The following is a 9,703-nucleotide window of genomic DNA, read 5'->3' on the forward strand; positions in this document are numbered from 1 at the left end:
TGCGCCTATAGTAGGCTGGGTAACGCTAATCGGTCTTTTTTATACGACGGTTATTCCGAATTGCTTTAAATTTATTGCGTGCTACGATGATAAAGTGATAGTAAGATATATATTTTGGCAAAGAATTCTAAAATATGATGAGATTAAATATATTGCTACATTTGCATATCTGCCGGGAGGCGAAACACTTTGCTTAAAACTAAAATTTAATTTGGCAAATATCGTATTTAATCTAAGCTCGATTATTTTGCCTTTAAGCTATATAACAAAAGAAGATTTTGAAAAATTAAAAATTTTAATGAGTAACAAAAATATCGAATACAGGGATTTTATCTGAGGAGCGAAAATGGGTTGCTATCGTAGTTATCAAACTATAAAAACAGGCGGGTTTTTTAATTTCGCCATAAAATTTCTTGTTGCAATATTTTTTGCGATTGTTCTATTCGGCTGCGACGGTAATGAATGTCGCAACGAATACAATAATAAGGCGTTTTCTATTATAACTGATAATTTAAAGGATAAGGAAAATAGAGATTGGACATGCGGTTCTATTGACAACTATGAATACTTCATAAATTTTTACGGACCTAGCAACGATGATTTAGAAACTTTATTAAAGAATGTAGCAGAAGCGGCACAAATTCCAAATGTCAAAATTACTATATCGGTTTATGAGAGATATTGGAAATGGGGCAGCAAAACTCCGCCACCATTTAGCAAGAATATATTAACCGTAAAATTAGATACAAAATCAAATTAAGGAAAATGAAATGCTGAAATTTACAAAGTGTTTCTTTTTGATAGTCACCGCATTTATATTATTCGGCTGCGACGGTAGGGAATGTCGGAATCAGTATAACGACAAAGCAGAAGAAATAATATTTGAAGGAATAAGAGATTTAAATCATCTAGGCGGTTCTTGGTCTTGTGGAAAAATTACCGATAGATATGAGAGCATAGTAAACATTTATGGCACTAGAGATGATGATATAAAGTTGCTCTTAAATAATTTTTCAAAGGTTACAGACATGCCAAATGTTAAAATCACGATAAATGTTTATAAAGACATAAGGTTAGCAAATAAAAATTTACTACCAAATGATGAGCCTATATTAATCTTAAAATTAAATACTCAATCGAGTCAAGCAAAATAAAATTTCGGGCGGCGCAAACCGCCCGAAATGTAGCCCAAGATACCGCGCTAAGCCCTACTGCTCGTAAAAGCCGCTCGGTTTAGAGATCGTGTCGATGTAGATGTTTTTGGTCTGGGTGTAGTGATCCAGGATCATCTTGTGCGTCTCGCGACCGATACCCGATTCTTTGTAGCCGCCAAACGGCGCGCCGGCGTGGATCTGGTTGTAGGTATTGACCCACACGCGACCCGTCTCAAGCAGACGTGCGACCGTGAGCGCCTTTGCGATATCGCGCGTAAATACGGCGCCGCCTAGTCCATAGAGGCTGTCGTTCGCCATGCGGACGAGCTCGTCTTGATCTTTAAATTTAATCACGACGCCCACAGGACCGAAGATCTCCTCCTGCGCCACGCGCATGTCGTTGCGCACGTCCACGAGTAGCGTAGGCTCAACGAAAGCCTCTCCCGCGCTATGTCGCTTGCCGCCCACGGCGATCTTAGCGCCCTCTTCTACGCCGATTTTTACGTACTCTAAAATTTTATCGGCTTGCTTTTTGTTGATCTGGCATCCCATCTGGGTGTTCGGATCGAGCGGATCGCCCACCTTGATGCGCTTAAATTTCTCCACGAGCGCCGGTACGAATTTATCGTAGATACCCTCCTGTACGAAGATCCTACTTCCCGCGCAGCAGACCTGACCTTGGTTGAAAAGAATTCCCAGCTGCACGCCGTCGATCGCAACGTCGAAGTCGCAATCGTCAAAGATGATATTCGCGCTCTTGCCGCCAAGCTCAAGCGTAGCGGGGATGATTTTTTGCGCTGCGGCTAGAGCTATGCCTCTGCCGACCTCGGTAGAGCCCGTGAATGCGAGCTTATCAAGCCCTTTGTGAGTGCGGACGAACTCGCCTGCCTTGCTTCCCTTGCCGGTTACGACGTTGATGACGCCCTTTGGAAGCAGCGGCGCGATTAGGCGTATGAACTCCAAAATGCTAAGGCTGGTTTCGGAGCTTGGCTTAAATACGCACGTATCGCCCGCGGCAAGTAACGGAGCGAGCTTCCACGCGCCCATCAAAAACGGGAAATTCCACGGCACGATCTGTCCTACTACGCCGATCGGCTCGCGCAAGACGACGGATAGATAGCGCTCTTTTAGCATATTGGCGCTGCCCTCCTCGCCCAAGATCACGCCCGCAAAATAGCGGAAATGCTCGATCGACCACGCTACGTCGACCGCGCGCGTCTCGCGGATCGGCTTGCCGTTGTCGATAGTCTCTACGGTGGCGATGAACTCGGCGTTTTGCTCCAGGACGTCGGCGATCTTGTTTAGCAGCGCACTGCGCTCATAAACGCTAGTGCGACGGAAGCTCTCAAACGCCTTGCGAGCCGCGGCGACCGCTCTATCGACGTCCGCCTTGCTAGCATCTGCGATCTTTGAAATTTTCTCGCCGGTAGCGGGATTAAAAACGTCTAGGCTCGCGCCGCCTTCGGCACCCACAAACTCGCCGTCGATGAAAAGCTTATAGCTTGGTTGGATTGTAGCCATGCTTACTCCTTACGTGAAATATGACATTCGCTATTATATATCCGCGGCGTTTAATGCGGCATAAATTTCGGAGCGAAAATCGGTTAAAATTTCGCGGTGTGTAAATTTGAGAAGCAATGCGGCGCCCGCGAAATTTTAAAATTTAATCTGCGCGCGCGACAGCGGAAGTTTTGAGCGGCTTTGAAGCGGCGTAAAATTTATGTCCTCGCGAGCGGCGAAATTTCAAAATGTAACGTTTATGAAGCGAGAGCGGAAATTCGGCTGCGCGAAATTTTAAAATTTCGCTCCGATAAAATTTTAAAATTTGGCTCCGCCTGGATTTTAAATTCGGCTTCGTTAAAATTTTGAAATTTTGTAAGGTAAAATTTTAGAAACATTTTGCGGAATAAATTTCTAAAACTATCTTTAGCGGAGCGGGCGAGCGGTTTAAATTTACGGCGCACGGCACGTGCGACGATAAATTAGCGAGCGCGACTCAAGCTATACGTAGTCCAAACTATAGCCTGCCGATAAATTTTAAAATTTTGCGGGGTAAAATTTCATAATTCGGCTTCGTCGGAGTTTTGAATCAGGCTTCGTTAAAATTTTAAAATTTAGTCTAGTTGAGAATTTTAAAATTTTGTGAAGTAAAATTTCAAAAATACTTTTCGGAATAAAATTTCTACAACTGTCTTTCGCGCGAGCTTTGCAGGCCCATAACGCTTGTTTGTAAGGGGCTCCGCTTGGTACGGGCGGCTTTTGAGCAAGACGAGAGGGCGCGCCGAAAACAGCCGTAAGCGTTTCGCAAAAACAGATACAGGTCGCACAATCCGCTCCGCTCGCAGCTACTAAGACGTAGGAAATATAACCATTCGCACACACAACTTAACGCAGGAGCGCAATCACTCGCGCACGCGGCTCGGATGCAGTAGACTCAACCGCTCGTGCTACGACTCGCGACTCGTTCGAGCACAGGGGAGGATAACTGCTCTGCGTGCGTCAGACTCATTCAAGCCAAAAAATCGAACTAGGCGCACGAAGTCTCCGAGCCCGCGAAAGCCACACTCGGACTTTTCTAGCCGAGAGATCAAACCGCTTAAAATTTTAAAATTTAGGCTCGAAAAAGGTATCTTCGTGGATGTTGGCGAAGGCGGCTTGCAGGCTGATAAAAAACCTCGGATGGGCCTTTTCGTACTGCGCCAAAAGCTCCTTCGTAGCGGCGCGCGCGGTGGGTTCCTTGCCGCCGTATTGCCTCGCAGGACAGACATCCTCCTCGCGCATGATCGGAAGCTCGTTATCTCTGGCACAGGCTGCGATTTGACGCTCGCGCGCGAGAATGAACGGACGGATGATCACAAGGCCGTTTTCGGCGACGTAGCGCGGAGCGAGAGTTCGAAGCGCGCCGTTGAAGGTAAAATTCATAAAAAAGCTCTCCGCAGCGTCGTCGAGGTGGTGGGCGATGGCGATCTTATTAAAGCCGTGCTCAAGCGCGTAGGAGTAGATGTATCCGCGCCTCATACGCGAGCAAAAGCTGCAAAACGTGGTGTTCGCGCGGATCTTTTCCTTGCCGAATTCAAAAATTTTAGTATCGATTATCTCGTATGGGATCTCGTGCTCTTTAAAATGGGCGCTTATCTCGCGCAGGTCCTCGCCAATACCGTAGGTGACGGTAACGGCTCGAAACTCCCAATCTAGCGGGCTTACGCTTTGAAAGTGCTTCAGCACGTGCGCCAAACTCATACTGTCTTTGCCGCCGCTAAGAGCTAGTAAAATTTTATCGCCGCGCTCGAACATCTTGTATTTGGCGTTGGTTTGTCCGACGCGGCGAAGTAGTTTTTTGGAGAGGTTTATCATAACCTTTCGATCATTTTTAGGACGAAATTTGCGCTCGTTTGCGCGCTTGTTACCATAAACTCGTCAAAATCGAACTCGGCTTTGTGTCCCGCCTCATCGCTTATCGCGCGCAGCACGCAAAACGGCACGCCCAGCGCGTCGCACACCTGCGCTACGCTCGCTCCCTCCATCTCGACCGCGCTCGCATCAAACGTCCGCTCGATCCAGCTCTTGCGCTCCTCATCGCCCACGAACTGATCGCCGCTAGCGATGACGCCCGATTTTAGCGTGATGCCTAGCTGCTCGGCGACGCTTTGCGCGATAGAATTTAGCTTCGCGTCGGTTTGGACTGAAATTTTACTTCCGGGTACGAATCCGTGCGGATGCCCAAACGCCGTGATGTCCAGATCGTGCTGCACGAGCGCGGTAGCGTATAAAATTTCGCCGATCTTGATGCCGTGCTTCAAAGCCCCCGCGACGCCCGTAAAAATGAGCGCGCGCGCGCCGAATTTCTCGATCATGACCGTAGCCGTCATGGCAGAATTTACCTTGCCAATCTTCGAATATGCGATCACTAGATCATGGCCGTTAAGCTTGGCGGTGTAGAATTTATTATTCGCATGCTCTACAGCCTCCACGCTCACGCCCCGCTCGCGCAGCGCAGATAGCAGCGGCTCGATCTCTTCGGGCATGGCGCCTAAGATCGCTACTTTCATCCATTCTCCTTTGCAAATTTCAGAAACTCGTCTAAGCTCGCAAGATCCGTGATGCTGAAGGTCGGCTTTTGCGTGATCTTTTTGTTTATCCCTTTTAAAACCGCCGCGCCGAACTCGACGAAGCAGTCTGTCTCGCCCTCGTAATTTTTGATACTTTGCTTGTAAAGTACGGGGCCGATAAGCTGGGCTTTCAGCAGCTCTAGCGCTTCGGATTTCGTCGTGTATGCGCGCGCCGTGGCATTAGCAACGACGGGGGCGAAGCTCTCTTTTAGCGCGGGGCGTAAAAATTCCAAAAGCTCGTCGCTGGCACTCCCTAGCATCGGGCAGTGGCTTGCGACGCTCATATTCAGTAGCATCGCGCGCTTTGCACCCGCAGCCTTAAACTCGCTCTCAAGCGATGCGAGATCATCTTTTTTGCCAGCGACTACGATCTGCCCGTCGCAGTTATAATTCGCCGCCCACACCTGCTTACCGGCACTTCTCGCATTCGCGCAAATTTTCTCGACCGCCTCGTCGGCAAGAGCCAAGATCACCATCATTCCGGCGCCTTTGCCCTCGCAGGCGCTCTGCATAAGCCTGCCGCGAATATTTACTAGCTTTAGCATCTGCTTCGGCTCTATGCCTCCCGCAGCGCTTAGCGCGCTAAACTCGCCCAGCGAATGGCCGAGCAAAAACTGCGGAGCGATGTTAAGCTCTTCTTGATCCGCTCTTTCTTGCAGCGCCGCAAGCGCCATCATAGAATTTAATGCAATCGCAGGCTGCGTAAATTCCGAAACGTCGAGCTTGTCGCTAGGCTCAAATAGTAAATTTTTAAAATCGATGCCGGTAAAACTTGAAGCCTCATCTAAGAGTACGCGCGCAGAGGCAGAACTCTCGTAAAACTCCCTGCCCATGCCTACGCTTTGGCAGCCCTGTCCGGGGAAGATAAAAGCAAATTTCATAAACAAGTCCTAATGCTCGTGATGGTGCCCGCCGCAGCACTCGTGGTCTTTTCCGTGATCGTGACCTCCGCAGCACTCGTGTCCCTCGTGATGATGGTTATGTCCGCAACCGCAGCTGTGCGCACCCTCCGGCTGCCCGGTAAGAATTTCGTCCGCCGTCGCTTCGCGGTTCTCGACGATTTTTACGTTAAATTCCAGCTCCTTGCCCGCGAATGGATGGTTAAAGTCGATGGTGACATCCTGCTCGCCGATAGCTTTAACGCTCACGCGGGTAGTCGCGCCGTCCTCCGCCTGACCGAAAAGCTCCATACCGACGACCAGATCGATGCCCGCAAACTGCTCTTTAGGCAGGATCTGCACGGCGTCTTCTCTATACTCGCCGACCCCGTCGCTCGGGCTTATGCGAACCGTTTTGCTCTCTCCCGCTTGCAGATTTAAAATTTCATCTTCCAGCTTTTGGATGATTTGATCTTTGCCGCTAAGAAAAGCAATCGGGTCGGAGTTTAAATTTGACTCTAAAATTTCACCGGTTTTGCCGTCTTTTAGCTCATAATGCATCTTTATAACTCGGTTGTTAGCCATAGTTTTCTCCTGTTTAGAATTTTATTTTGAGTTTGTATTTAAATTTAGGTTATCTAGTGGGCGCGGCTTTGGCTTCTTTGGAGTCCGGATATGAAGCCTTTAACGCTTTGTAGAATTTATTTGCGCTGTCTTTATCGCCGATCTTATCGAAGCTGATCGCGGTGTGATAGAGGAGTTTTGGGGTGTAGTCTTGGCTCTCGTTGTGCGAGATGCTCTTTTTATAATAGTTTATCGCTTCTGCGTATGAGCCGGAGAAATATGAAATTTCGCCCAGCATGTAATTTGCCTTAGCGGGCTTGTAATTTTTAGATAATAAATAATTGTAGCGCTCTTTTGCGCCTGAATAGTCTTTTTTAGCATATAAGGCATCGGCCTCTTTCAATACCGAAGCCTGATCTTTTGATTTAAAATCGGAGTCTGATTTTGTACTAGCGGGGGTTGAGGCAGCACCTGCGTCTAATTCAGCGTTTTTTTTTACGCTATCGCCGCTGCCTAATTTTTTATTGATTTCAGCGATTTGGGCTTTTATAGTTGCGATATCTCGTTTCATCTGATCTAGCTCGCTGTTGCCTTGGCTTTTGCCCGTAGCGCGAATTTCTAGATCTGCCACCCTATTTTCCAGGTTCGAAATTTTAGAATTTGTTCCTTCAAGGACGCTTCGCAAACCTTCGACACTCTCGCGTGTATTATCTACACTAGTTTGCATCTCGCTTATACGCTTGCGGTTATCGCGTAATACTTGTTCGTTTTCGGTTAGTCCATAAGAGCTACCTGAATCAATATTGCCAGCATCAAATGCAGAAGTTTCTGCATTTAAAAAAGTGGCAGCTCCCAAAAGAGCCGCCACCGTGAAATTTTTAAATTTCAAATTAGAATCCAACTTTGAATTCGTCGCGTCTGTTTTGAGCGTCGCACTCTTTAGAATGCTCTGTGCAAGCCATATTGCTCTCGCCGTAGCTTACTACGGAAATTCTGCTCTCATTTACGCCTTGAGCAACCAATGCGTCTTTAGCTGCAGTAGCTCTCTTTAGACCAAGAGCATAGTTGTACTCATCAGAACCCCACTCATCGCAGTTACCCTCAACTTTGACGGTTAGAGACTCTGCGCCTGCTTGGTTGAATAAAGCTGCGTTATTATTGATTGTGCCTTGCTGATCGGCTCTAATATTAAATTTATCAAAGTCGAAATAAACAGTACCAACTTCACTTTGGATCTGAGATGCCAAAGCAGCTAGTCTATCTGCATTACTTGTGCTTGTAGTATCGGCCTCTGGGGTCTTTTTAGAACAACCGCTCAATAATAGAGCAGCAACTGCTATCGAAGATAAAACTAAATGTTTCATTTTCTATCCTTTCAAAAAAAATTGAAGTCATTATATCACGAGATTTTTTAATATTTTACCAATCAACCGATTGAATTTTACCCACTCTTAACGGAAATTGGAAACTTTTATTCTCGTTAACCCTGATAATACCTACCGAGCTTCCGCTGCCGTCTTGCTTGATAAACATAATGCTGCCGCCATCGCTAGAAAATCTAGGAAACATATTTTTGCCGCTAGCCGTTAACTGGCGAATCATATCGGTTTGAGTAGAGATTAAATATATATTAAATCCGCCCCCGCCGTCGCGACTAGAGTAAGTAACATAATTGCCATTTGTGCTAATGGAATTGTTATTTTTGCCGTGATAGACGAGCTGCTGAACGTTGCCGCCGTTTATGCTAGTGGCAAATACGTTCGGATAGCCCAGACGATCGCTCACAAAAGCCACGCGCGAATCGCCGTCAATAAAATTTCCATTTACATCAATGCCCGCATAATCAGTAATTTGCTTAGCGCTACCCGAAGCTATATCATATAAATAAATATCGGGTTGATCTTTAGGCGCATTGGTAATTAGAAGCTTTCTGCCGTCGGCACTTACATCCGAAGCTATTGTCATGCCGTGACCGGTAAAAATTTTACTCTTGCTGCCGTTGGATAGATTAAATTTATAGATAGCGGGCGTATTTTTATTGACATAGTAGGTATAATAAAATTCGTTCTGCGCTGCGCTTGCCCATTTAGGGAAGATATTTAATCCGCCGCGAAGCACAACCTGCTGGTAAGTAAGCGTATAGTCAGCCACCATGATCTCGCTCTCACGCGTCGAAGTGTAGCGAGAGAGCAAAATCATCTCCTTCATCCAATCGACGTTTGAGTACCCTAGCTGCTTGACGATCTCAGATACCGCCATGTGTGCCAAAAACGGATACTTTTCGGCATTTGAAAGCGTAAAGCTCTTCTCGTACATCACCCTGCCGCTGTTCGCTTCAAGTACTTTGGCTTTTAGGCTCATCGGCGAGCTTTTATCACTTACCGCGTAGCGCACGATCAGAGCGGCACCGCTAGAGCCTAGATTATCGGAAGCGCCCGCATCATAGCTGCTTTGTAGATACTCGTCGCTGACTTCAAAAGTCGCACCGACCTTTAGATCACCCACCATAAGTTTAAAGAATTTGTTGCCAAATTCTGAATTTGCAAGGTTCGATGCATCCTGAACAACGATTTTAGGTAGATTTACCCCTTCGTTTACGATAGACATAGTCGCATCTGCCGCGAAAATGCTACTACAAAATGCAAGAATCAAAAGTAGTTTCTTCATCTTTTCTCCTTAAATTTAATTTGCCACGTCGGATAATACCATTTCAAATGTGTGAGATTTATTATCCGGTGATTTTGGAAAGCTTCGCTTAGGAAGCTCATCTAAAAATTTCCTTAGCTTTTGGTTAAATTCTGTGCTACGCCCAAGCTCTAAAATTTGATAATTTAAAACTCGTCCATTGTTGCTAAATTCTATGCGGACTCTAGCCTCATCGGAAATACCTGCTTGATACTTCGTCCATAGAGCTTGCAATTTCGACGCCATCTGCGAAAAATAAGCATCTAGCTCCTTTGAAATTTGAATTTTACCAGGTTTTTGCGAAACGGAATTT

Annotated in this window: 12 protein-coding genes; 3 read left to right on the top strand and 9 right to left on the bottom strand. The window is 46.6% G+C overall.

All coding sequences use genetic code 11. The features are described from left to right. The 3 genes from Q0620_RS01170 to Q0620_RS01180 form a co-directional block, all read left to right on the top strand. Positions 1-337: hypothetical protein (locus Q0620_RS01170; RefSeq protein ID WP_298782864.1), on the top strand; the 337-nt coding region annotated here is incomplete at its 5' end. A gap of 9 nt (positions 338-346) precedes the next feature. Continuing rightward, complete coding sequence (locus Q0620_RS01175; RefSeq protein ID WP_298782865.1) at positions 347-760, top strand: hypothetical protein; 414 nt, start codon at positions 347-349, stop codon at positions 758-760. 10 nt (positions 761-770) lie between these two features. Then, positions 771-1,154 (top strand): hypothetical protein, encoded by a 384-nt coding sequence (locus tag Q0620_RS01180; RefSeq protein WP_298782866.1) that lies wholly within the window; start codon positions 771-773, stop codon positions 1,152-1,154. Between the two features lie 54 nt (positions 1,155-1,208). Here Q0620_RS01180 and Q0620_RS01185 read toward each other — a convergent pair whose 3' ends face one another. The 9 genes from Q0620_RS01185 to Q0620_RS01225 form a co-directional block, all read right to left on the bottom strand. After that, positions 1,209-2,675: an aldehyde dehydrogenase family protein gene (locus Q0620_RS01185; RefSeq protein WP_297894493.1), complete on the bottom strand. Its 1,467-nt coding sequence runs from the start codon at positions 2,673-2,675 to the stop codon at positions 1,209-1,211. Between the two features lie 1,083 nt (positions 2,676-3,758). Continuing rightward, a complete protein-coding gene (locus Q0620_RS01190; protein ID WP_298782867.1) occupies positions 3,759-4,508 on the bottom strand; it encodes an ATP-binding protein in 750 nt (249 codons plus the stop codon). Then, complete coding sequence (locus tag Q0620_RS01195; RefSeq protein WP_298782868.1) at positions 4,505-5,203, bottom strand: 5'-methylthioadenosine/adenosylhomocysteine nucleosidase; 699 nt, start codon at positions 5,201-5,203, stop codon at positions 4,505-4,507. The genes Q0620_RS01190 and Q0620_RS01195 overlap by 4 nt, the downstream gene beginning before the upstream one ends. Further along, positions 5,200-6,144 (bottom strand): ACP S-malonyltransferase, encoded by a 945-nt coding sequence (gene fabD, locus Q0620_RS01200; RefSeq protein ID WP_298782869.1) that lies wholly within the window; start codon positions 6,142-6,144, stop codon positions 5,200-5,202. Before fabD ends, Q0620_RS01195 begins: the two co-directional genes overlap by 4 nt. Before the next feature lie 9 nt (positions 6,145-6,153). Then, positions 6,154-6,726 carry a peptidylprolyl isomerase gene (locus Q0620_RS01205; RefSeq protein WP_298782870.1) on the bottom strand — a complete coding sequence of 191 codons (573 nt, stop codon included), beginning with the start codon at positions 6,724-6,726 and terminating at the stop codon, positions 6,154-6,156. Positions 6,727-6,775: 49 nt separating this feature from the next. After that, entirely contained in the window at positions 6,776-7,594 is an 819-nt protein-coding gene (locus Q0620_RS01210; RefSeq protein WP_298782871.1) for a tetratricopeptide repeat protein, read from the bottom strand. 1 nt (position 7,595) lies between these two features. Next, positions 7,596-8,069: an OmpA family protein gene (locus Q0620_RS01215; RefSeq protein ID WP_291938293.1), complete on the bottom strand. Its 474-nt coding sequence runs from the start codon at positions 8,067-8,069 to the stop codon at positions 7,596-7,598. A gap of 55 nt (positions 8,070-8,124) precedes the next feature. Then, on the bottom strand, positions 8,125-9,372 hold the full coding sequence (tolB, locus tag Q0620_RS01220) for a Tol-Pal system protein TolB (RefSeq protein ID WP_177389413.1): 1,248 nt from the start codon (positions 9,370-9,372) through the stop codon (positions 8,125-8,127). A 15-nt stretch (positions 9,373-9,387) separates the two neighbouring features. After that, positions 9,388-9,703, bottom strand: a 316-nt coding sequence (locus Q0620_RS01225; protein ID WP_298782872.1) for a TonB C-terminal domain-containing protein, incomplete at its 5' end; no start/stop codon positions are given.

It is taken from the genome of uncultured Campylobacter sp. (assembly GCF_938017615.1).
Classification (GTDB): Bacteria; Campylobacterota; Campylobacteria; order Campylobacterales; family Campylobacteraceae; genus Campylobacter_B.

What these genes read in the sequence shown, in the direction of transcription:
- Q0620_RS01205 (WP_298782870.1), bottom strand. Translation starts at nt 6,726, where the DNA reads ATGGCTAACAACCGAGTTATAAAGATGCATTATGAGCTAAAAGACGGC.
- Q0620_RS01180 (WP_298782866.1), top strand. Translation starts at nt 771, where the DNA reads ATGCTGAAATTTACAAAGTGTTTCTTTTTGATAGTCACCGCATTTATA.
- Q0620_RS01215 (WP_291938293.1), bottom strand. Translation starts at nt 8,069, where the DNA reads ATGAAACATTTAGTTTTATCTTCGATAGCAGTTGCTGCTCTATTATTG.
- Q0620_RS01190 (WP_298782867.1), bottom strand. Translation starts at nt 4,508, where the DNA reads ATGATAAACCTCTCCAAAAAACTACTTCGCCGCGTCGGACAAACCAAC.
- tolB (WP_177389413.1), bottom strand. Translation starts at nt 9,372, where the DNA reads ATGAAGAAACTACTTTTGATTCTTGCATTTTGTAGTAGCATTTTCGCG.
- Q0620_RS01175 (WP_298782865.1), top strand. Translation starts at nt 347, where the DNA reads ATGGGTTGCTATCGTAGTTATCAAACTATAAAAACAGGCGGGTTTTTT.
- Q0620_RS01195 (WP_298782868.1), bottom strand. Translation starts at nt 5,203, where the DNA reads ATGAAAGTAGCGATCTTAGGCGCCATGCCCGAAGAGATCGAGCCGCTG.
- Q0620_RS01185 (WP_297894493.1), bottom strand. Translation starts at nt 2,675, where the DNA reads ATGGCTACAATCCAACCAAGCTATAAGCTTTTCATCGACGGCGAGTTT.
- fabD (WP_298782869.1), bottom strand. Translation starts at nt 6,144, where the DNA reads ATGAAATTTGCTTTTATCTTCCCCGGACAGGGCTGCCAAAGCGTAGGC.